This window comes from Trujillonella endophytica (assembly GCF_900110555.1).
Classification (GTDB): Bacteria; Actinomycetota; Actinomycetes; order Mycobacteriales; family Geodermatophilaceae; genus Trujillonella; species Trujillonella endophytica.
Genome location: NZ_FOEE01000015.1, coordinates 19133 through 41183 on the forward strand (window position 1 = coordinate 19133; position 22051 = coordinate 41183).

Annotated in this window: 18 protein-coding genes; 16 read left to right on the forward strand and 2 right to left on the reverse strand. The window is 71.2% G+C overall.

The genetic code is table 11. The features are described from left to right. The first annotated feature begins 175 nt into the window (after nt 1-175). The 8 genes from BMY88_RS19480 to BMY88_RS19520 all read left to right on the forward strand — a co-directional run bounded on the left by BMY88_RS19480 (nt 176) and on the right by BMY88_RS19520 (nt 10182). Entirely contained in the window at nt 176-1552 is a 1377-nt protein-coding gene (locus BMY88_RS19480) for a nucleotide sugar dehydrogenase (RefSeq protein WP_211435737.1), read from the forward strand. Further along, a complete protein-coding gene (locus tag BMY88_RS19485) occupies nt 1553-2662 on the forward strand; it encodes a glycosyltransferase family 2 protein (protein ID WP_091947639.1) in 1110 nt (369 codons plus the stop codon). A gap of 147 nt (nt 2663-2809) precedes the next feature. Then, nucleotides 2810-4039: a class I SAM-dependent methyltransferase gene (locus BMY88_RS19490; protein ID WP_091947642.1), complete on the forward strand. Its 1230-nt coding sequence runs from the start codon at nt 2810-2812 to the stop codon at nt 4037-4039. A gap of 18 nt (nt 4040-4057) precedes the next feature. After that, nucleotides 4058-4903, forward strand: a complete 846-nt coding sequence (locus BMY88_RS19495; RefSeq protein ID WP_139220524.1) for a sugar phosphate nucleotidyltransferase — start codon at nt 4058-4060, stop codon at nt 4901-4903. Nucleotides 4904-4945: 42 nt separating this feature from the next. Next, the gene (locus tag BMY88_RS19500; RefSeq protein WP_091947645.1) at nt 4946-5596 is read left to right on the forward strand and encodes a PIG-L deacetylase family protein; all 651 of its coding nucleotides are present in this window, start codon (nt 4946-4948) and stop codon (nt 5594-5596) included. Further along, on the forward strand, nt 5593-6963 hold the full coding sequence (locus BMY88_RS19505; RefSeq protein WP_091947648.1) for a glutamate-1-semialdehyde 2,1-aminomutase: 1371 nt from the start codon (nt 5593-5595) through the stop codon (nt 6961-6963). Before BMY88_RS19500 ends, BMY88_RS19505 begins: the two co-directional genes overlap by 4 nt. A 169-nt stretch (nt 6964-7132) precedes the next feature. Beyond that, nucleotides 7133-8455 (forward strand): DUF4910 domain-containing protein, encoded by a 1323-nt coding sequence (locus tag BMY88_RS19510; protein ID WP_091947651.1) that lies wholly within the window; start codon nt 7133-7135, stop codon nt 8453-8455. Between the two features lie 623 nt (nt 8456-9078). Continuing rightward, a complete protein-coding gene (locus BMY88_RS19520) occupies nt 9079-10182 on the forward strand; it encodes an alpha-hydroxy acid oxidase (RefSeq protein WP_244524801.1) in 1104 nt (367 codons plus the stop codon). A gap of 2 nt (nt 10183-10184) precedes the next feature. Here the strand turns inward: BMY88_RS19520 and BMY88_RS19525 are convergent, their stop codons facing one another. Next, on the reverse strand, nt 10185-11213 hold the full coding sequence (locus BMY88_RS19525) for a glycosyltransferase (RefSeq protein WP_170861201.1): 1029 nt from the start codon (nt 11211-11213) through the stop codon (nt 10185-10187). Between the two features lie 388 nt (nt 11214-11601). On the opposite strand from BMY88_RS19525, the gene BMY88_RS19530 reads away from it, so the two are divergent. The 6 genes from BMY88_RS19530 (at nt 11602) to BMY88_RS19555 (ending at nt 18194) form a co-directional block, all read left to right on the forward strand. After that, complete coding sequence (locus BMY88_RS19530) at nt 11602-13149, forward strand: exopolysaccharide biosynthesis polyprenyl glycosylphosphotransferase (protein ID WP_280138747.1); 1548 nt, start codon at nt 11602-11604, stop codon at nt 13147-13149. Nucleotides 13150-13214: 65 nt separating this feature from the next. Continuing rightward, nucleotides 13215-14036 carry a sugar phosphate nucleotidyltransferase gene (locus BMY88_RS19535; protein WP_091947661.1) on the forward strand — a complete coding sequence of 274 codons (822 nt, stop codon included), beginning with the start codon at nt 13215-13217 and terminating at the stop codon, nt 14034-14036. A gap of 148 nt (nt 14037-14184) precedes the next feature. Then, nucleotides 14185-15273, forward strand: coding sequence for an NAD-dependent epimerase/dehydratase family protein (locus tag BMY88_RS19540; RefSeq protein ID WP_244524802.1), 1089 nt, complete (start codon nt 14185-14187; stop codon nt 15271-15273). Beyond that, complete coding sequence (locus tag BMY88_RS19545; protein ID WP_091947667.1) at nt 15270-15839, forward strand: dTDP-4-dehydrorhamnose 3,5-epimerase family protein; 570 nt, start codon at nt 15270-15272, stop codon at nt 15837-15839. Before BMY88_RS19540 ends, BMY88_RS19545 begins: the two co-directional genes overlap by 4 nt. Nucleotides 15840-15886: 47 nt before the next feature. Next, nucleotides 15887-17158: an NAD(P)H-dependent oxidoreductase gene (locus BMY88_RS19550; RefSeq protein WP_244524803.1), complete on the forward strand. Its 1272-nt coding sequence runs from the start codon at nt 15887-15889 to the stop codon at nt 17156-17158. Between the two features lie 217 nt (nt 17159-17375). Continuing rightward, nucleotides 17376-18194 carry a hypothetical protein gene (locus BMY88_RS19555; RefSeq protein WP_091947674.1) on the forward strand — a complete coding sequence of 273 codons (819 nt, stop codon included), beginning with the start codon at nt 17376-17378 and terminating at the stop codon, nt 18192-18194. A gap of 30 nt (nt 18195-18224) precedes the next feature. Here BMY88_RS19555 and BMY88_RS19560 read toward each other — a convergent pair whose 3' ends face one another. Then, a complete protein-coding gene (locus BMY88_RS19560) occupies nt 18225-19376 on the reverse strand; it encodes a glycosyltransferase (RefSeq protein WP_091947677.1) in 1152 nt (383 codons plus the stop codon). Nucleotides 19377-19888: 512 nt separating this feature from the next. On the opposite strand from BMY88_RS19560, the gene BMY88_RS19565 reads away from it, so the two are divergent. After that, nucleotides 19889-20881: a glycosyl hydrolase gene (locus tag BMY88_RS19565; protein WP_091947680.1), complete on the forward strand. Its 993-nt coding sequence runs from the start codon at nt 19889-19891 to the stop codon at nt 20879-20881. Nucleotides 20882-20946: 65 nt separating this feature from the next. After that, the gene (locus tag BMY88_RS19570) at nt 20947-22041 is read left to right on the forward strand and encodes a glycosyl hydrolase (protein ID WP_091947683.1); all 1095 of its coding nucleotides are present in this window, start codon (nt 20947-20949) and stop codon (nt 22039-22041) included. Nucleotides 22042-22051: the final 10 nt, after the last annotated feature.

Sequence of the window (22051 nt, forward strand, 5' to 3'; positions counted from 1 at the left end):
AGTGTGGGGACGGGCGTCCGCCGGAGTCCATGGCCGGGGCCGTCACCTGCGTGCTGACCACGAAGTCTGGCCTCGTAGGTGATCGCGTGAACGCGGTCGGTGCCGACGCGCCATGGTCACTGCCGGTCACGACGTTGTGAGGTGGATCACGAACCAGCGGCCCTAATCTGCGCAGATGACCAGCACCACCTTCCCCATGGAGGGCATGGCACGGGCATCCAGTCGCGCCCTGACGGGCATCAGCGTGTTCGGTCTCGGGTACGTCGGTTCGATCTCCTCGGCGTGCTTCGCGTCCCGAGGCCATCGCGTCGTCGGCGTCGACGTCGACGTGCGCAAGCTCGACCTGCTCCGGCAGGGGATGGCCCCGGTCATCGAGGCCGGTCTCGGGGACATGGTCCACGACGCGGTCGGATCGGGGCTGCTCTCGGTGACCGATGCCGCCTCGGCGGCGGTGTCGGCCACCGACATGTCCCTCGTCTGCGTGGCCACGCCGTCCCTGCCCGGCGGGGGGCTCTCGACCGCGTACCTGGAGGCGGTGTCGTCCCAGATCGGCGCAGCGTTGGCGACGAAGACAGGTTGGCACACGGTCGTCTACCGCAGCACGATGCTGCCGGGGACGTGCGAGACGGTGCTGATCCCGTTGCTGGAGCGGGCGTCCGGCAAGCGCGTCGGCGTGGACTTCGGGGTGTGCGTCAATCCCGAATTCCTTCGCGAGGGCACGAGCGTCCGGGACTTCTTCGAGCCGCCGAAGACGGTCGTCGGCTACACCGAGGACAGATCCGCCGGACTGGTCGTCGGGCTCTACGAGGGACTGCCGGGCCCACGTTTCCTGGTCCCCTTGGGCGTTGCCGAGATGGTGAAGTACGTGGACAACTGCTTCCACGCACTCAAGGTCGACTTCGCCAACGAGATCGGAGCCATCTGCGTCGCACTGGGACTCGACTCCCACGCGGTGATGGACGTCTTCCTGTCGGACACGAAGCTCAATCTGAGCGGGGCGTACCTGCGGCCGGGGTTCGCCTTCGGCGGATCCTGCCTGCCCAAGGACGTCCGGGCGCTGACGCACGCTGCACGCCGGCACGACGTCGAGATCCCGGTGATCGCCAACATCCTGCCGTCGAACGAGGCGCACCTGCACCGGGCGCTGGACACGATCCTGGCGCTCGGCAAGCGCAGGATCGGAATGTTCGGACTCTCCTTCAAATCGGGGACCGACGACCTGCGCGAGAGCCCCATGGTGGAGCTGGCCGAACGGCTGGTCGGAAAGGGGTGCGACGTCAGGATCCACGACGAGAACGTCTCGCTGTCCCGCCTCACCGGCTCGAACAAGGCCCACATCGACGAACGGCTGCCGCACCTGGCCGAACTCCTGGCGGAGGACAGGGACACCGTCGCGCAACACGGCGAGGTGCTGCTGGTGGCGACGAAGGACGCGGCCACGCTCGACGCCGTGGAGCGCGCGCCCGCCGGCACGGTGGTGCTCGACCTCGTCCACGTGCCGGGGCTGCGCGAAGCGCGCCACGGCTGCGCCTACGTGGGGTTGAGCTGGTAGATGGAGGCTGCGAGCGGATCCCGGCCGAGGCTCAGTTTCCTCACCTCCGCCTACCGGACCGAGGCGTACCTACGGGGGACCATCACGTCGGTCCTGCGGCAGACGGACCCGCACTGGGAACTCGTCGTCGTCGACAACGGGATGTCCGATGCCATCGCCGCGATCGTCCGTGAGTTCGCCGATGATCCGCGAGTTCACTTGCTCCGTCAGGAGAACCGCGGGTACGCGGGCGGCGTGATGGCCGCGGCCGCGGTCGCCCGGGGTGACTACTACTCGGTCCTCGACAGCGACGACGAGGTCGTGCCCGAGTTCGTCGCCACCGTGCTGGAGTTCCTCGACGGGCATCCGTCCGTGGACGGGGTGGGTTGCGACGCCCACATGGTGCTCGACGGGGACGACCGTCCCTCTCTCCGCAGCTACCTGCAGTCGATCGGCTCCCGTCCGCCCCCCAGCGGCACTCCGCTGACGGTGGAGGAGGCGCTCGGTGGCCGGGTGCCCTACTACACGGGGGCGGTCCGCGCGGAGTCATGGCGGGCGGTCGGGGGATATCAGCCCGGCGTCGAGAGCGACGTGCTCATGTGGTTGCGGCTGGCCGATCGGTTCTCGGTCTGGCTGCTGCCGGACAAGCTGGGCCGGTACCGCGTCCGGGGAGAGTCCGAGTCCCGGCACCCGGACAGGGTCGAGGACTTCGAGAGGTCGTTCATCCACACCCTGGAGTCGTACGCGGCGGAGTCGGGCCTGCCGGGCCATCGCGCGATCGTGCAGTCGCCCGTGCGCCGGCTGCGCTACCACCAGGCGCTGCGGCGCGCCCGGTGGGCATTCGTCGACGGCGACGTCGCCGCCGCCCGCCGGCACGCGCGCGACGCCCGGGAGCAGCGAGCCACCCTGCGGTCCGCCGGGATCGTCCTGCTCCTCCACCTGTGGCCCAGGTTGCTCATCCGCATGCATCCGCTCAAGCAGCGACTGGCGAGCGGAGTACATCGCGCGCGGCAGCGGATCCTCGGCTGGGGAGCACCTCCGTGGCCGCCCGTCCGTGCGCGCTCGGGCTCGGACGGAGCAGGGTCTCGTGGCGTGCCGCGTGCCGGGGGGCGTCGTGGCGTCCGACCGTGACATGACGCTGATCTCGCGCCTCGCATGCCGTATCGGCGTCGAGCGACGGGCTGGACCACCCCCGGTCGTCGACACGTGCCCGCGGAGTGAGTCGAGAACACCGGTGGAACGGGCTCATCCCCAGCGCCTGACAGTGAGGTCCAGACCATGAGCGCACCCACCTGCCGACTCTGCCGAGCGGCTCTGGTCGACACCTTCGTCGACCTCGGGATGTCACCGCCCTGCGAGAGCTTCCTGGCCGTCGACCAACTCGACAGCGGTGAGGTGTTCTACCCGCTGCACGTCCGGATCTGCGCCCGGTGCCTCCTGGTCCAGCTCCCGGCCTACATCGCCGCCGGCGACATCTTCAGCCACTACGCCTACTTCTCCTCCTACAGCGACTCGTGGGTCGCGCACGCCAAGACCTATGTGGAAGAGGCCGTCGAGCGGCTGTCGTTGGGCCCGGGCTCCTTCGTCGTCGAGGTGGCGAGCAACGACGGCTACCTCCTCCAGCACGTCGTCGAGCGAGGTATCCGCGCGCTGGGCATCGAACCGGCGGCGAACGTGGCGGAGACGGCGATCGAGAGAGGGATCCCGACCGAGGTCACCTTCCTGGGCGAGGCCGCCGGCCGCGACGTCACGGCGAGGCACGGAGCGGCCGACCTGGTCGTCGCGAACAACGTCTTCGCCCACGTCCCGGACATCGTCGATTTCGCGAAGGGCCTGCGGGCGTTGGTTGCCGACGACGGCACGGTGACCATCGAGATACCGCACCTCATGAGGCTCATCGAGGGCAACGAGTACGACACGATCTATCACGAGCACTACTCCTATCTCTCGCTCCTGACGACGCAGCGGGTCCTCGCCGAGGCGGGACTGGTCGTCGTCGACGTCGAGGAGTTGCCGACCCATGGCGGGTCGCTGCGCACCTGGTCGAGGCCCGCAGAACAGGCATCGCGCCCGAGCGAGGCCGTGGCCTCCGTGCTGGCCGCCGAGGCGGCGGCCGGCCTGCACTCGCTCGACGGCCATGCCGGCTTCGCGCGGGCCGTCACGCGGGTGCGCGACGACTTCGTGGAGTTCCTCGTCGAGCGCTCGCGCCGGGGGGAGACGGTCGTGGCCTACGGCGCGCCGGGGAAGGGCAACACGCTGCTCAACCACTGCGGGGTCCGCAGTGACCAGATCTTGTTCGCCGTCGACCGCAACCCGTACAAGCACGGCAAGTTCCTGCCGGGCACCCACATCCCCATCCACCCGCCGGAGCACCTGACGGAAACCCGGCCCGACTACGTGCTGATCATGCCCTGGAACCTTCGCGACGAGATCTGCGAGCAGCTCCGTCCCGTCCGTGGCTGGGGCGGCAAGCTCGTCGTCGCGCTTCCCCGACTCGAGATCTTCTAGGCATCGAGGGAGTCATCCATGAAGGTCGTCATCTTCTGTGGCGGACTCGGCATGCGGATCCGGACCGGACCGGAATCCTTGCCGAAGCCCATGATGCCCATCGGCAGCCGTCCGGTCCTGTGGCACGTGATGCGCTACTACGCGCACTTCGGTCACCGGGAGTTCATCCTCTGCCTGGGCTTCGGGGCTTCTGCAGTGAAGGACTACTTCCTCGACTACCGCGAGACCAGCTCGAACGACTTCGTGCTCACGAAGGGTGGCAAGCACGTGGAGATGCTCGCCACCGACATCAGTGACTGGACGATCACCTTCATCGACACGGGGGTCTCCACCGCCATCGGGGAGCGATTGCGCCGGGTCCGGCCATACCTCGAGGGCGACGAGGTGTTCCTCGCCAACTACGGGGACGTGCTCACGGATGCCCCGATGAACGACCTGATCGCCGAGTTCGAGAGAAAGGACGCGGTGGCCACCCTGCTGGCCGTGAAGCCGCAGGACTCCTTCCACGTCGTGGACATCAGCGACGACAACCGGGTGACCGGTCTGGTTCCTGTCGCGGACATGGTCATGCGCATCAATGGCGGCTACTTCATCCTCCGGCAGCGGATCTTCGACTACCTGGAGGAGGGGGATGACCTCGTCATGGACGGGTTCGTCCGGGCCGCGGCCGACGGCAATCTCTGTGCCACGCCCTACGACGGTTTCTGGGCGCCCATGGACACCCTGAAGGAGCGGGCGGCGCTCGAAGAGCAGTACCGCAGCGGAGTCAGTCCGTGGGCGGTGTGGCGCGATCAGCCGGTGGAGCCGGGACGGGCGATCTTCCCGGTGGTCGTGGCGGAGCCCAGTGTCGGCGCCCCCCGGTAGGCGTGCCGGGGCGGACGACGGGCCCGCGAGCGAGGACCGGTCGTGATCGAGCTGGTGCCGCCGGGCGACCGGCTCGACGTCCTGTGCATCGGCGCGCACCCGGACGACATCGAGATCGGCTGCGGGGGGACTCTCCTCGGGCTCGGCGACCGATCGGGGGCCACCGTCACCGGCTTGGTCCTGACCGGCACCCCGGAGCGGCGGAAGGAGGCCGAGGCGTCGCTGCCGGAGTTCTTCCCCGGTGCCTCTGTTCGTGTCCTCGATCTCCCCGACGGCCGGCTGCCGGGGCACTGGAACGCCGTCAAGGAGGCTCTGGAGGACTGCGCCGCCGAGCGGCAGCCGGCCGTGGTGATGGCGCCCCGGCCCGACGACGCGCACCAGGACCATCGCCTCCTGGGTCGGATGGTGCGCACGGTGTGGCGTGACGCGCTGGTCCTGCACTACGAGATCCCGAAGTGGGACGGGGACCTGCGGGTGCCGAGTCTGTACGTCCGCGTGCCGGATGATCACGCGCACCGGAAGGTCGAGTTGCTGCACCGGTGCTTCCCGTCGCAGGTCCAGCGGGACTGGTGGGACGACGAGACGTTCCTCGGCCTCATGCGCCTGCGCGGGATGGAGTGCCGAACTCGCTACGCGGAGGGATTCGTGGCCGACAAGCTGATCCTGTCCCTCGACGAAGGACGTGCCCGATGACGCCGCCGGGGGAGGAGGGCCGGACCTTCACGGCGTCCACGGCGATGCAACAGAGGCTGCACGAACTCGTGCCGGGCGGTGCGCACACCTATGCCCGGGGTTCGGATCAGTACCCCGAAGGCATGGCGCCGGTGATCGCGCGCGGGGCAGGTGCACGCGTGCAGGACGTCGATGGCAACTGGTATGTCGAGTACGGCATGGGACTGCGCTCGGTGACGCTCGGGCACGCATACCCGCCTGTCGTCGAGGCGGTGACGGAGGCGGCGCGCACGGGCGTCAGCTTCAGCCGGCCGTCGGTCTACGAGTTGCGGGCCGCGGAGGAGTTCCTCGCACAGGTCCCCGGGGCCGACATGGTCAAGTTCGCCAAGAACGGCTCCGACGCCACGACCGCGGGGGTCAAGCTGGCTCGCGCAGCCACCGGCAGGGACCTCGTGGCCATCTGTCGGTCGCAGCCGTTCTTCTCGACCGACGACTGGTTCATCGGCACCACCGAGATGCGCAGCGGGATCCCGACCTCGCAGCGTGAGCTCACCGTGACCTTCGACTACAACGACCTCGGCTCTGTCGAGAGCCTTCTGGAACGGCACCCCGGCCGGATCGCCTGTGTCCTCCTCGAGGCGGCAACGGGGACCGCGGCCCCGGAGCGCGGCTTCCTGGAAGGGCTTCGCGCCATGGCCGACCGTGACGGCTTCGTCCTGATCTTCGACGAGATCATCACGGGCATGCGCTGGGCACCGGGCGGCGCTCAAGGCGTCTACGGCACGACCCCCGACCTGTCCACGTGGGGCAAGGCGCTCGGCAACGGCTTCGCCGTCTCGGCTCTCGCCGGCAGGCGCGAGCTCATGGAGCTGGGCGGCCTGCGGACGGATGCCGCCAGGACGTTCCTCCTGTCCACGACCCACGGCCCCGAGACGACGGGTCTGGCGGCCTACCTGGCGGTGGCGGACGCCTATCGGCAGCGTGACGTCGTGAGCGTCATGGAGCAGCAGGGGCGCAAGCTCGCCGACGGCGCGAACGAGGCTGCGGCTCAGCTGGGGCTCGCGGATCACTTCGCCGTGGTCGGCCGACCGTCCTGCCTGGTCTTCGAGACGCGCGACCACCTCGGCCGGCCCTCGCAGGAGTTCCGGACGCTGTTCCTCCAGGAGATGTTGCTGCGCGGCGTCCTCGGGCAGTCGTTCGTCATCTCGGCAGCGCACACCGACGACGACGTCGGCCTGACGGTCGAGGCGGTGGGTGAGGCGCTGTCGGTCTATGCGAAGGCTGTCGACGCAGGTTCGTGCGACGGGCTCCTGAGGGGGCGCCCCGTCGCGCCGGCTCTGCGCAGGTTCGCGGCCCCCCGTCAGATCCCGGCGCCGCACCGGGCCTGACAGTCCGGCCATCTGTCGTCGAATCGAAGGAGGTGCTCGCACATGGGCTGGCTGGACGTGGCGCGGGACGACGGGCGAGGACGCTGCCGGGTTCCTCCCTGCGGCCCGGACGGACCTGCTGCAGCCTCCGACAGCTCGGGCGACCCGTGTCGCTCGGAGTCATGACCCGATGACCCTGGCCCGGCACGTGGATGCGCTGCGTTCCGGCGACCAGGACGGACGCGCTCTGGGCGAGGCCATGCACGCGGTCATGGGGCGGCTCTACCCCATCTGCCGCAGCATCACCGGGGACGGGGTGCGAGCGACGCTGGACGTCCTCGCGGAGTCGGCCGACATCCAGCGCCGCAGCATCCCGTCCGGCACCCAGGCGTTCGACTGGACGGTCCCCGACGAGTGGAACGTGCGGGACGCCTACGTCGCCGACCGCCACGGGCATCGCCTGATCGACTTCCACCGCCACAACCTGCATCTGGTCAGCTACAGCGTCCCGGTGCGCGCCACGATGACGCTCAGCGAGCTCCGGCCCCACCTCCACACGCTGCCCGACAGGCCGGACTGGATCCCGTACCGGACGTCGTACTACCACCGGGACTGGGGTTTCTGCCTGGCCGACAGCCGGCTGCGTGCCATGGACGAGGGCCCGTACGAGGTGGTGGTCGACAGCACTCTCGAACCGGGGGAGTTGACCTACGGCGAACTGGTGCTGCCGGGCTCGAGCACGGAGGAGGTCGTCGTCAGCGCCCACATCTGTCATCCGTCGCTGGCGAACGACAACCTCGCCGGAATCGCAGTCGCGAGGGAGGTGGCGCGCACCCTGGCTTCCCTTCCGTCCCGGCGGTACACGTACCGGTTCATCTTCGCGCCGGGAACGCTGGGATCCATCGCGTGGCTCAGCCGTAACGCCGACGTCCTCCCCCGAGTCCGGCACGGGCTGGTCGTCACAGGTCTCGGGGGACCGGGCGTGCTCGTGTACAAGCGCTCGCGACGCGGTGGCGCGGGCATCGACCGGGCGGCCGCGCACGTCGTCTCACGACGAGGTGGGGAGATCCGCGGCTACTCGCCGTACGGCTACGACGAGCGGCAGTTCAATGCCATCGGCTTCGACCTGCCCTTCGGGAGACTGTCGCGCACCCCCCACGGGGAGTACCCCGAGTACCACACCTCGGCGGACGACCTCTCGTTCGTGACGCCTCCGCAGTTGTTGGAGTCGTACCTCGCCTTGCTGGAGATGATGGACGTCCTGGAGAACGACCGGCGCTACGAGAACCTCAGTCCGTACGGCGAGCCACAGCTGGGCAAGCGGGGCCTCTATCCGACCACCGGTGGAAAGCAGGCCACCGACGCAGTCATGGCGATGCTCTGGGTACTCGCCTACTCCGACGGATCCACGTCGTTGCTCGACATCGCCTCCGTCGCCGGCGTCGACTTCGCCGGTCTGCGCGGTGCCGCCGCGAGTCTCGAGGCAGCAGGACTCCTGGCCGCCGAGAGGTAGGCCCTCCGGAGCTGCCCGCCGGCCTCGGGCGCGCAGTCCCGCCACCAGGGAATCCGGGGGAAGGCACCGGTTGAGCAGCGTCGTCGGGTGAGGGACGATGGGCGCACCCCACACCGCGGGCAGCCGCCCGAACGGGTTCGTCAGCCACGAGGCCCCCCATGACACTCGTCCTGGTCATCATGGGGGTCTGGTTGGTCGTCGCCGCTGGCGTGAGTCTCATCCTCTGCCGCGCGATGCACGATGCCGAACTGCGCGACGGGGGACCGTCCAGGGTCCGGGTCGCCGGGCCCGCGGTGCGTCTCGGCGGTGACTCCGAGCGAACCCGCAGCCGGGTGCTGGTCGAGCCGGACCCGGACGACCTCGCCACCTGGTACGGGTGGCGAGGTCGGCCGCCCGGGAGGGCCCCGGCCGGACCGCCGGGCCGCCCCGGCGCGGGCGACGCGGGCTGAGATCCGGCCGGGGCATGACGCCGATCCCAGGCGCACGGCCGGGGCCCGGCGGGTCGACACGTCCCCGAGGTCGACGCCCTCGTCATCCCCACGGTGTCGTGTCGTCCCTCGCGGGAATGAACGGGGGGAATGCGTAGTGCCCTCCGGCGCCGGTGCTCCACTCCATCGGTCACGATGTCGGCTGAGGAGGAGTGGCCGGACCGGTACCCCGGCCCACGATCGATGCTGTCGCTGCTCGCTGAACACCGGGAGCTCGCCCGTCTCCGGTTGCCCCCCGAGGTGTGGGACTACTACGAGGCAGGCTCCGGCGAGGAGGTGACACTCGGCGAGGCGGAACTCGCCTGGCGGAGCTACCGGCTGCGCCCGCGGGTCCTGCGCGACGTCTCCTCCGTCGACCTCGCCACCCGTCTGCTCGGTACGACGCTGCGGTCCCCCTTCGTCGTCGCCCCGATGGCGTTCCACGCCCTGGCCCATCCCGATGCCGAGTGCGCGACCGTCCGCGGTGCGGGCGAGGCCGGCTGCCTGACCGTGGTGTCGACCCGCGCGTCACGGACCATCGAGGAGATCGGGGCAGCGGCTGCCGGCCCGTGGTGGTTCCAGGCCTACGTCATGCGCGACCGCGGGCTCACCGAGGCGCTGGCCCGGCGCGCCGCCGCGGCCGGTGCCGGCGCGATCGTGCTGACCGTGGACACCCCGTACGTCGGCCGCAAGAACAAGGTCGGCGGCGTCCGCTTCGCGGTGCCCGACGACGAGTTCCTGGTCAACCTGGCCCAGCACCTCCTCCCGGGGGCGGTGGGCCGGGAGTCGGCGGAGCAGGACCCATCCGTCACGCCCGACGTGATCGGCCGACTGGCCGAGGTCAGCGGTCTACCGGTCCTGGTCAAGGGCGTGCTTCGGGGCGACGAGGCGCTCCGCTGCCTCGAGGCCGGGGCGGCGGGTGTCGTCGTCTCCAACCACGGCGGCCGGCAACTCGACCGCGCCCTCGCCAGCGCGCATGCCCTCGTCGACGTGCTCGACGCCGTGGCCGGGCGCGCGCCGGTGCTGGTGGACGGCGGCGTGCGCAGCGGGGCCGACGCTCTCGTCGCACTCACCCTCGGCGCGGACGCCGTCCTCGTCGGTCGCCCGGTCCTCTGGGCGCTCGCAGCCGACGGGGCGCCGGCGGTCCGGGCCGCCCTGCAGGCGCTGTCCGCCGACCTGGCCCATGTCCTGGCCGTGGCAGGGGCCGCCCGGCCCCTGGACCTCGACCGCAGCATGGTGGTGGGTCGACCGGCCGGGTGAACTCAGGTGCGGGTGCGCCGGCCGCGCAGCAGGTCGGTGGCGCCCTCCCAGAAACCCAGCCCCCAGCCGACCTGCATGGCGACCAGTGCGGCCGGGACGGCCCGCCGGTCGGTGCTCTCCGGGGCGGTGCGGATGATCGCCGTCGACGCGGCGCCGACGGCCAGCAGGTAGGGCGCCACCGCGACGGCCGCCCACCGAGGGCGGCGCGTGCCGGTTGCGGCGGCACCCGCGAGCCACAGCACCAGCGCGGGGGGCGCCAGGTGGCGCAGCCGTACGCCGTCGGGGTGCCGCAGCGCCACGGCGGGCTTGCCGCGTCCGTAGCGCCGGTACTGCCGGAACAGCCCGGGGATGCTCTCCCGCACGTTCCAGTCGATCTGCAGCGCCGGGTCGAACAGCAGTTCGCCGTGCTGCCGGAGTCGCTGGTCGAACTCGAAGTCCTCGTTGTTCAGCACCGCCTCGTCCCAGCCGCCGAGGCTGCGGACGAGGTCGGTCGGGTACGCGCCGAACGGCACGTGATCGACCACGGTCTCCGTCGTCCCCCAGTGGTAGACCGACCCGCCCACGGCCAGTCGTGAGTTGAGGACGGCGGCGATCGCCCGCCCCACCGGCGACCGGCCGACGGCGGCCTTGCGGCCCCCGACCCCGACCCACCGCTGCTCCTCCAGTCGCGAGACGGCGCGCGCGAGGTACCCCGGCGGGATCGTCGAGTGCGCGTCGACCCGGACCAGCCAGTTCCCCCGGGCCGCGGACACCGCGAGATTCAGGCTCGCCGGGATGGATGGTGCCGGATTCGACAGCACCGTCAGCCGGGGGTCGGCGGCTGCGCGCGCCGCCAGCCGCTCGGCCGTCCCGTCGGTCGAGCCGTTGTCCACGACGACGACCTCGAAGACGACGCCCTCCTGCGCGAGGACCGAGTCGAGGCAGGTGTCGATGGTGGCCGCCTCGTTCCGCGCGGGCACGATCACGGTCGCCCGGGGCGCGGGCGTCCCACCGGTCGATGCGGCCTCGTCCGAGGTCATCGTGCGTGTCATCCGTGGCCCTCCTGTCCGTGGTCCGATCGACGATCGCCCCGGCGACGGCGACCGCGGTGCCGCCGGGACGGTACCGCCGCAGTTCCTCCGCGTCCCTCGCGTGTCACCGTCCCGGGTCATGTCGAGTCCGTGGCTAGACCGTACGTAATCGGAAAGACATGCGCGGTTCACCAGGGGGCCTGTCGTAATGCGCTAGTCCTGTAACGGAGAGTAAGGGATCGCCGCGAAAGGGTGGTTGTCTCGTGTGACTCCGGCTTCAAGGTGCGCAAACCCCGTGACGCAACGTGTTCGGCCGTTAGCGTGCTCCCTTGATCAGCACAGAGTCACCACACGAGACCCCCGCGGAACTAGCTGTCCGCCTGCGCACCGGAGGAGGACTGATGCCGACGTGACGGCGGCCCCCCGACATGTCCGAGATGCGGCCGCGCCTGCGCCGGCCGCTCACCCGCCCCGGGAGACCCGGCCGTCGGCCCTCCCGTCGTCCCCCCTCCCGCCGGCATCGGTACGGGAGCACCGGACGGCGGAACCGAACTTCACAGCCGAGGAGCGCGTCACCGGTTGGACCCGGCTCTCCCGGTTCGGCATCGGCCCTCTCCTGCTCGCCCTGGACCTCGTCGCGGTCGGCGGGGCGCTGGTCGTGGCCGAGTGGATCGGCCGGGAGGTCGGGGAGGACTCCCCGTTCCGGAAGACCGCGGCCTTCGCCGTCGTGTTCCTCCTCGCGATGGGGCAGGCGGGGCTCTACCGGTCGCGGTTGGCGCTCTCGGTCCTGGACGACCTCCCGGCGCTCGTCGGACGGTGGGGGCTTGCCGCTGGCGTCGCCGTCATCGGGCAGATCGTCTGGTCCAACGCACTGTGGCGGGACTACATCATCGACTGGCGCTTCCTCGCCGGCGCCGCAGGCGTGGGAGTCGTGGTCATCGTCTTCCGCGCCGCCGGGTATGCCATGGTCAGGCGCCTGCGGTCCCGTCGGTTGGTGGCGCACCGGACCCTGATCGTCGGCGCAGGCCGGGTCGGTCACCAGGTCGCCGACATCCTCCGGGAGCACCCCGAGTACGGGCTGCACCCGATCGGGTTCCTCGACGGTGACCCGCGGGTCATGAGCGGCCCGTCGCGGCTGCCCGTCCTCGGCGGCCCCGCTGCCCTGCCCGCGGTGCTGGAGGGGGGCCGCGTGAACAACGTCGTGGTGGCCTTCTCCACCATGAAGGAGTCGGAGATGGTGCGGCTCATCCGCACCTGTGACCGGTTCCGGTGCGAGCTGTTCGTCGTTCCGCGCCTGTTCGAGCTCCACCAGGTCGACGGAGAGATGGACACGGCGTGGGGGTTGCCCCTCGTCCGCCTGCGCAGGTCGACGTACCGGAGCCGCACCTGGCGGATGAAGCGCCTGTTCGACATCGCCTTCGCCGGCGGTGCGCTGTTCGTCCTGGCGCCGCTGATGCTGCTGCTCGCGCTGGCGGTCCGGTTGGACGGCGGACCGGGGGTGTTCTTCCGGCAGGAGCGCGTGGGCGTCGACGGCCGCACGTTCGAGGTCCTCAAGTTCCGTTCGCTCCGCCCCGCCGGCGGCGAGGCGGCGACGACGTGGAACATCGCCGACGACCCCCGCTTGTCCCGGTTCGGCCGGATCCTGCGCAAGACCTCGTTCGACGAGCTCCCGCAGCTGATCAACATCCTGCGCGGAGACATGAGCGTGGTCGGGCCCCGCCCGGAGCGCCCGCACTTCGTCGAGGAGTTCCGCAACGTCTACCCGAGCTACGAGGCGCGTCACCGGGTGCCCTCCGGGCTCACCGGATGGGCTCAGATCCACGGCCTGCGCGGGGACACCTCGATCGCCGACCGGGCGCGCTTCGACAACTACTACATCGAGAACTGGTCCCTGTGGCTGGACGTCAAGATCATCCTGCGCACCGTGGGCTCGGTGGTGCGCGGAGCCGGAGGCTGAACACCGGCAACTCCGGGCGCCGCCCGGACACCGCACACCCCCGTTTCCCAGAACAGGAGAACCTCATGGGCGCACCCACCGGAGACCCGGCCGTCGCCGACATCCCCGTCGTCATCCTCTGTGGAGGCATGGGGACCCGGCTGAGAGAGGCCAGCGAGCAGCTCCCCAAGCCGCTGGTCGACATCGGTGGCCGGCCGATCCTGTGGCACATCATGAAGATGTACAGCCACTACGGCTTCCGCCGGTTCGTGCTCTGCCTCGGCTACAAGGGCGACATGATCAAGGAGTACTTCGTCGACCACCGGTCGCGGATGAACGACTTCACCCTCCGGCTGCGCGGGAACCACGAGTTGGAGTTCCACACCGCGCTCGGTGACGAGGACTGGGAGATCACGTTCGCCGAGACCGGGCTCACCACGGCCACCGGCGCCCGCATCGCCCGGGTCGGCTCCTACCTCGACGCTCCCCGCTTCGCGCTCACCTACGGCGACGGCATCGGCGCGGTGGACATCCCCGGCGTCCTGCGCGCGCACCTCGAGAGCGGCAAGCTCGGGACGCTGACCGGCGTGCACCCCAGCGGTCGCTACGGCGAGATGGTCCTCGACGGGGACGACGTCACCGCCTTCAACGAGAAGCAGCCGCAGACCGGCTACGTCAACGGCGGTTTCTTCTTCTTCGAGCGCGAGTTCGTCGACAAGTACCTGGATGCCGACGCCACCGACGAGATGCTCGAGCACGCTCCGCTGGGCCAGCTGGCCAGGGACGGGCAGCTCGGGGTGTCTCGGCACGAGGGCTTCTGGATGGGTATGGACACCTTCCGTGACTGGAAGGAGCTCAACGGCATCTGGGACGACGGCAAGGCCGAGTGGAAGGTCTGGGAGGACTGAGGCGGTCGAGGGGCCCCACTACCCGGGGCCCCTCGCCGACGCCGTCCACGGACCGCTGCGCCCCCGCGCGGGGGAGAGCGGGGAGCCTTGCCTCGTCGGGGGGTCGCCGAACGTGCCGTTCACACTTTGGTGACGGAGAGTCACCCGGGTGCCCTTCGGTGGTTGTAGGTTCTCCATCCCCAGCCACATCTTCACCGCGATCGAGGCGAACGTGCGAGTACTAGTCACCGGTACCGAGGGTTACCTCGGCTGCCTGACCGCCCAGGAACTGCTGCGGGCAGGCCATGACGTCGTCGGTGTGGACACCGGCTACTACAAGTACGGATGGCTGTACCCGGGCGTCGAGCAGACGCCGCGCACCCTCGCGCTCGACATCCGAAAGCTCGGACCCGAGCACCTCGAGGGCGTCGAGGCCGTCGTCCACATGGCCGAGCTCTCCAATGACCCGATCGGCGACCTGATCGGCGAGGTCACCTACGACATCAACCACCACGGCTCGGTGCACCTCGCAGAGGTGGCCAAGGCAGCCGGCGTCCCGCGGTTCGTCTACATGTCCTCGTGCAGCGTCTACGGCGTGGCCGACGGCACGGTGGACGAGTCCAGCCCGGTCTCGCCGCAGACTGCCTATGCGCGGTGCAAGGCCTTCGTGGAGCGCGACGTCTCGGCGATGGCGTCCGACGAGTTCTCGCCGACCTTCCTTCGCAACGCGACCGCTTTCGGCGCCAGCCCGCGCATGCGGTTCGACATCGTGCTGAACAACCTCTCGGGGCTGGCGTGGACGACCCGCGAGATCGTGATGACCAGTGACGGGTCGCCCTGGCGGCCGCTGGTGCACGCGCTCGACATCGCCAAGGCCATCCGCATGACGCTGGAGAGCCCGCGGGAGCAGGTCCACGGCGAGATCTTCAACGTGGGCAGCGAGGCCAACAACTACCGGGTCCGGGACATCGCCGAGATCGTGGCCGCGGAGTTCCCCGGCTGCGATCTCACCTTCGGTGACCCCAGTGCCGACAACCGCAGCTACCGGGTCGCCTTCGACCGCATCCGCCAGGTGCTGCCGGGCTACGACACGGATTGGGACGCCAAGGCCGGCGCCGCCCAGCTGCACCGGGTCTTCCGGTCGATCGACCTCGACGAGGCCACCTTCACCGGCCGCGGCCACACCCGGCTCAAGCAGATCGAGTACCTGATGCGGACCGCGCAGGTCGACGAGCAGCTCTTCTGGGCGGCGCCGTGAAGTACACCGAGCTGGGCGTGGCCGGGGTCCACCTGGTCGAGCTGGAGCCCTTCACCGACGATCGGGGAGCCTTCGCCCGGTCCTTCGACGCGGACGAGTTCGAGGCACGCGGCATGCGCCCCCGGGTCGCCCAGTGCAACACGTCGTGGAACCACCGGGCGGGGACCCTGCGGGGGCTGCACCTGTCGCTGCCCGGGCACCCGGAATCGAAGTTCATCCGGTGCACGCGGGGGGCCATCGTCGACGTCGCCGTGGATGTCCGGCCGGATTCGCCGACCTACCTGAAGCACGTCCAGGTGGAGCTCAGCGCCGACAACCGCCACGGCCTGTACCTGCCGCCGCACCTTGCGCACGCCTACATCACTCTGACCGACGACACCGAGGTGCTGTACATGGTCAGCGTGCCGTACGCGCCGGGTGCGGAGATGGGCTACCCGTACGACGACCCGGCCTTCGGGATCCGCTGGCCACGCGAGGTCGCCGTCATCTCCGACAAGGACGCCTCCTGGCCGGCCTTCGACGCCGAGGCCAACGCCGCGCTCTTCGCCGCAGGTGTGTCGGCGTGATCCCGGTCGACACTCTCCTCGCGAGTCGGCAGACGGACGGACGCCCGGTGCGACTCGGCCTCGTGGGGGCCGGGTTCATGGCCCGGGGGCTGATCAACCAGGTCGTCAACAGCACCCCCGGCATGCAGCTGACCGTCGTCTGCAACAGGACGCCGGCCAAGGCGCACGCGGCGGTCGGGGACGTCGGTGCCCAGGCGGAGGCCGCGGAGTCCCTGCGGGACGTCGAGCGGATCGCCGCGGCCGGAGACGTGGCGATCACCGATGACATCGCGCTCGTGGCAGGCAGCGACGCCGTCGACGTGGTCGTCGACGCCACCGGTGCAGTCGCCTTCGGTGCCGAGCTGGCGCTGGCGTGCTTCGCCGGAGGCAAGCACCTGGTGCTCCTCAACGCGGAGGTCGACGCCACGCTCGGGCCACTGCTGGCGACGAAGGCCGACGCCGCAGGGGTCGTCTACTCCGGCGCGGACGGCGACCAGCCGGCCGTGCAGATGAATCTCATCCGGTTCGTTCGCCAGATCGGCCTGGAACCGCAGGTCGCGGGCAACATCAAGGGTCTGCAGGACCCGTATCGGACGCCCACCACGCAGGAGGGGTTCGCGAAGCGGTGGGGTCAGGACCCGTGGATGGTCACGAGCTTCGCCGACGGGACCAAGGTCAGCGTCGAGCAGGCGCTGGTCGCCAACGCCGCCGGGCTCACGGTGCCGCGCCGGGGGCTCTACGCCATGGACCACACGGGCCACGTCGACGAGCTCGCCTCCCGATACGACGTGGACGAGCTGCGCGCGCTCGGCGGCGTCGTCGACTACGTGGTGGGGGCGAAGCCGGGACCGGGCGTCTACGTGATGGCGACGCACGACGACCCCAAGCAGCGGCACTACCTGGAGCTGTACAAGCTCGGCACGGGGCCGCTCTACAGCTTCTACACGCCTTACCACCTCTGCCACTTCGAGGTGCCGACGACCGTGGCCCGGGTGGCCCTGCTGGGCGACCCCGCCATCCGGCCACTGGGAGCGCCGCGGGTGGACGTCGTCCCGCTGGCCAAGACCGACCTGGCGGCGGGCACGGTGCTCGACGCCCCGGGCGGCTACCACTACTACGGCGAGGCGGAACGCGCGGAGGTCACCCACGCGGAGCGGCTGCTGCCCCTCGGCCTGGCCGAGGGGTGCCGCCTGCTGCGGGACATCCCCAAGGACGGCGTCATCGGGTACCAGGACGTCGAGGTTCCCTCGGGGCGGGTGGTCGACCGGCTGCGGGCCGAGCAGGACCAGATGTTCTTCGGCAGCCCGGCGGCGCGGACGCCCGAGAGCGCTCGCGCCTGATCCCTGCTTCCCTGGCGCGAGGCCGGTGCCCCACGGGGTGCCGGCCTCGCCTGTTCCCCCGGCCGAGGGGAATCCATCACCGGAACGAAGGCTCCGCTCCACCGCGCCCCTTCTCAATGCCACCCGCGCTGTCGTTCCCTGGCTCTCCGGCGTGCCCCGACATCGGCGCCGGCCCGGTTCAGGGCGCACGGGAGACCAGCATCGAGGCGAGGAGCGCATGGCTGTCCAGCGGGAAGGTGACGGGGGAACGGTCCGCGGGCAGCGGCTCTCCGCGTTCTGGGCGGGATGGCGCGAGTCGCGGCGGAACCCGGTCGGGTACGCGCTCAGCCATCCCCGGCTGGCGCTGGCCGCCGTCGGGGACCTGATGGCCCTGCCGTGGGTGGAGGCGCCGCTGGGTGAAACGCCTGCGGGCCGGCTGATCCGGAGCGACCTCTCTCGACGGTGCCTGGCCGGTGCGACGCTGGCCGCCACGGGAGCGTCCGTCGTCGACGTCCCGGAGACGCCGCCGGCCTACCGAGAAGGCAGGTCCAAGCAGACGCTCCGTCGCAAGATCCGCGCTGCGGAGCGCGCAGGTGTGGCCTGGCGTCCCGTTCCGCGACCGGCCGAGCAGCGGGAGCTGGCCGCTCGGCTCGACCGCGCGCTGGGAGTCAAGTCCGATGCGCGCTACCGGCAGCTCGGCACCGACCACGCGCACTGGGTGGGGCGGGGGATGTGGACCGTGGCCGTCGATCGGGACGGCGAGCCCCTCGTCCTGGCCGTCACGCCCCACGACGGCGAGTGGGCACTGCTGAGCGTGTTCATCACCCTCGGCGAGGGTCCGCAGCACTCCGACGCGCGCTACCTGCTCTTCGCGGCCGTCGTGGAGCAGTTGTCGGAGCGGGGCGTCCGCCACCTCGTGGACGGCCGGGGACAGCACGAGCTCACCAACGGGTTGAGGCACTTCCAGCGGATGCTCGGCTTCCGGATCGCCCGGATCAGGATGAGGCGGCGGGAGCCGGGGCTCCGGTCCGCGGCCGTGGGCTCGCGCGCGGCCTGACCCGGCGCTCGAGATCCCGGACCGCCGCGGTCACTCCGGGGCGGTCCCGGGGATCGCGGCCAGCAGCGGGCGCACCGCGGCGGTCCAGGAGTGGTCGGCGGCCACGGCGTCGACGCCGATCCGCCCGAGGGCCGCCGTCCCCTCGGCGTCGACGAGCAGCCCGACCAGGGCGGACGCCATCTCCGCCGGGTCGTCGGCGACGACGACGCCGCGGCCGATGAGGTCTTCGAGGCCCTCCGCGCCGATCGTCGTGGCGACCACCGGCCGTGCCGCGGCGAGTGCCTCGAGGATCTTGAGTCGCGAGCCGCCGCCGGCCAGGAGCGGGGCCACCGCCACCCGGGTGCGGGCGTACCAGGGGGCGAGGTCGGGCACGGTGCCGGTCACCTCGACCGTGGGGCCGGCCAGGGCCTGCACGGCCTCGGCGGGATTGCGCCCCACCAGTTGCAGCCGCGCCTCGGGGACCTCGGCGACCACCCGCGGCCAGACCTCCCGGGCGAACCAGACGGCCGCGTCCACGTTGGGCCCCCACGAGAGCAGGGCCACGAAGCTCACCACCGGGTCGGGGGCCGGCGGCAAGGGCTCGGGTTCGTCCCAGGCGTTGGGCACCACGAGCACGCGCGGGTGGGCGATGATGCCGGCGAGCGTGGCGCGGTCGACGTCACTGACCACGGAGACGACGTCGGCGACCCGGGTGCGGCGCTCCAGCGCCCGCAGCGCTCGCGCCTCCCCCCACCAGGCCCATCGCCGCGGGCCGCGGGACGAGGCGGAGATCCGCTGTGCGAGGGCGGACTCGACGTTCTGCATGTCGACCACCGACAGGCCCGCGCGGACCCCGCGCAGGTAGGGCAGGAATTGCGCGTGCCCGACCAGCACGACGTCCGTGGGCTCCGCGGTGGCGACCGCGACCTCAGCGGCCAGCCGGCGGCTCCAGAAGCGGGCCGCCGTGATGGAGCGCCCGAGGAGGGCCCCCTGCAGGAGGCTGGCCGCGCTGCGCTGCAACGGCACGCTGCGCACCTCGATGCCCTCGGCGCGCAGCGGTCCCGCGTCGTCGTCGGGGCCCTCGAACGCGCACAGCGTCACCTCGCCGCGCTGCCGCAGGGCGCGCACCAGCCCGAGGGTCCGGCGCTTGTCGCCGCTGTTGGGGGGCCAGGGGACGAACTTCGCCACGACGACGCTGCGCACGCTGCAGGGACCTCCGGGGAGTTGGGGGGCGGCACGCCAACCTAGCTGCCGCTGCGGTACCCGCGGGAGGGGATGGGCGGAGCTGCGTCAGCGGGACCGCCCGCGTGTCCTGGCATCAACACGCCGGGTGGGACGGAACGGTACGCATCGTCATCTGGCGATTGCTCTGTGTATGTGCCAACCTGCCAAACGTCACTGATGTGATTCATCGGCCTACGCTCCGTGTAGCTCTCAGGAGATCTGTGTCCCCGCGCCTTCCCCGACCGCCCTTCGCTGCCGCCTCCCGCCGTCGCGCTGCTCTCACGCTGGCCGCCGTCGCCGCTGTGGGCCTGTCCTCGACGGCGTGCCTGCCGGACGCGTCGGTGACGCCCAGTGCGTCCACCCGGTCCTCCGCCGTCGGTCCCTCCTCCTCCGGGGAGACGCGCGCGAGCACGGAATCCGGACCGGCTGCCACGACGCCCGGGCAACCGCCGGCGGTCGTGCCGCCGTCGGACACCGCGCCTCCTGTTCCGGTGGAGACGACGGCTGCCGAGCCCCCCACCTCGACGCCCCCGGCCCCGACGACCCCCACTGCGCCGCCGCCGGCGCCGACCCCCGCCGCCGCTGGGGCCGGGAACCTGCCCTCTCCGTCGGCTGGAACCTGGCTGTCCGGCGCCTCGGGCGTCGGCGCCGCGACGGGCGAGTTCGGGTCCTGGCGCGGCCGTCCCCTGGAGATCGGCGGCCAGTGGGTCGACACGAACCAGGACATGGTGCACCTGTGGGGACTCAAGGAGGAGTGGAACCACTGGGACGGCCCGATCGACGTGGCCATCGGGGCGATCGGCCCGGGGGAGACCTGGCAGCAAGCCGCCACCGGCGCCTATGACGGCCGCTGGCGGCAGTCCCTGACCAACCTGCGCGAGGTTCGCGGCTCCCGCTCGGGAGCGCTGTTCATCCGCTTCGCCCACGAGAGCAACGGCAACTGGTACCCGTGGTCGGTCGACGCCGGTGAGGTGGACGCCTTCCGTGCGGCGTGGCAGCGGTTCCGGGCGCTGCAGCAGGAGATCTATCCGGAGTCGCAGCTCGTGTTCAACGTGAACCGGGAGTCCGTGGGCAGCGGCGTGGACTGGCGGCGCACCTTTCCGGGGGCTCGGTACGTCGACGTGATGAGCGTGGACTACTACAACCAGTGGCCTGCGGTGACCTCCGCGGGCCAGTGGGCCGGCACTCTCGACGACGTCGACCAGTACGGGGCGCCCAAGGGGCTGGAACAGCACCGCCTCTTCGCCGAGAGCGTCGGGCTTCCGCTGGCCATCTCGGAGTGGTCGGGCAACGCCGACCAGGGCGGCTCCGCGGCCTTCATGGAGGCCATGTACGGCTACCTCGGCGAGCACGCCGGGAACGGGCCGGGCGAGATCCTCTACGAGATCCTCTTCAACGTGGCCGGGTACGACGGCACGTTCGCCGTCTTCGGCAACGGCGTCCGGATGCCCGAGACCGCGGAGGCCTACCGCCGCTTCTGGTGACACCTCCGTGCCTCCCGGATCGGCGAGGGTGACACGCGAGGCCGCCCGGGCCTTACCGTCGGGGAGTGACCTCGTCGCCTCCCGACCTGCCCGCCGGGGCCCCGTCCCCGACCCGCGACCCGGAGCAGGCGCCGGCACCGCCGTCGTTCCGCGACCGGCGGCTGCTGTGGACCGCGCTGGCGGGACTCCTGGTGCTCGTCCTCGTGGCGGTGGGCGTGTACGTCGTCCGCCAGTCCGACGGCGATCCCGAGGCGGGCCCCGGCAGCGGTGACGGCTCGGGCCTCCCGGCGGGCGAGTGGCTGTCCGGCGCCTCGGGGGTGGGTGCCGCGTCGGGTGAGTTCGGCACGTGGCGGGGGCGTGCCCTGGAGATCGGCGGCCAGTGGGTCGACACCAACGAGGACATGGTCTACCTGTGGGGCCTGAAGGAGGAGTGGGCCGACTGGGACGGACCCCTCGACATCGCCATCGGAGCCATCGGCCCGGGTGAGACGTGGGCCGAGGCGGCCGCGGGCGCCTACGACGAGCGGTGGCGGCAGTCCCTGACGAACCTGCGCGAGGAGCGCGGCGACCGGTCCGGCACGCTGTACATCCGCTTCGCCCACGAGAGCAACGGCAACTGGTACCAGTGGTCGGTCGACGCCGGGGAGGCGGAGGACTTCCGTGCCGGGTGGCAGCGGTTCCGGGCGCTGCAGCAGGAGATCTACCCGGAGTCGCAACTCGTCTTCAACGTGAACCGGGAGTCCGTGGGCAGCGGCGTGGACTGGCGGGAGACGTTCCCCGGCGCGGAGTACGTCGACGTGATGAGCGTCGACTACTACAACCAGTGGCCCGCGGCGACCACTGCGCAGGAGTGGGCCGACACTCTCGACGACGTCGACCAGTACGGGGCGCCCAAGGGGCTGGAAGAGCACCGCCTGTTCGCCGAGAGCGTCGGGTTGCCGCTGGCGATCTCCGAGTGGTCGGGCAACGCCGAGCAGGGTGGATCCGAGGCGTTCATGGAGGGCATGTACGACTACCTCGGCGAGCACGCGGGCACCGGGCCCGGCGAGATCCTGTACGAGGTCCTGTTCAACGTGGAGGGGTACGACGGGAAGTTCGCGGTCTTCGGGGACGACGTCCGGATGCCGGAGACCGCGGAGGCCTACCGCCGGCTCTGGTGAGCGCCGGCCC